General features: G+C 29.1%; 1 protein-coding gene. It reads right to left on the bottom strand.

The annotated features are described in order from the left end of the window. Window positions 1–705 (bottom strand): endolytic transglycosylase MltG (gene mltG, locus GQX97_RS13310; RefSeq protein WP_157152296.1); only part of this gene is annotated, 705 nt, incomplete at both ends.

Below are 705 nucleotides of genomic sequence, written 5' to 3'. Positions count from 1 at the left end.
AATAGCATAAATTGTTGGAGGGTCTGCCTCTAGGCTTTTATCTATATGTAATCTATTATAATATACAGAAGCTATTAATTTAGGGTTATCATTAGGTCCCATTTCTTTCTCTACAATAGAAGCCATAGTTAATACTTCATGTACAGTTCTTCCAATTTTTTTGGCTCTCTCTTCCAAATCTGGAAACTGTTTAAAAAGTGAATCTATCATATGAGTAACTAATACTTCTGCAGGGTTGCCTTTTACTATATAATATGTAGAAGGAAATATATATCCTTCCACACTATCAGAAGGAATACTATATTTTTCCAATATTTTTTTATCATGACATGCTTTTAAAAACTCTTCTTTTGTAGTAAAACCTTGAGTTTCTAARTAGTTAGCTATTTCGTATATATTTTTACCTTCTGCAATAGTGAGCCTTACCATAGCCTGTTTACCRCTATTTAAATGCTTCATTATATCTATCATGCTCATATTTTTATTAAGCTCATAATAACCGCTTAAAAGTTTTCTGTCATATTTTAAATGTTTAGCTAATACAACGAATAATCTTGAGTTTCTTATAAGTCCTTGTTCTTGTARTTTTTTTGATATATTATAAGCACCTTCTCCTTGCTTAATTTCAAAGTATTCTTTTTGAGAATCTTTTGCTACTGGTGAACCTGTATATACTCTTATTCCATATATTGCTATAGCAAATAT

The sequence above is a fragment of the Brachyspira sp. SAP_772 genome, assembly GCF_009755885.1.
Lineage (GTDB): Bacteria > Spirochaetota > Brachyspiria > Brachyspirales > Brachyspiraceae > Brachyspira.
Note: the sequence above shows the minus strand (reverse complement) of the source record. Positions and strands in the feature narration are given on the sequence as shown.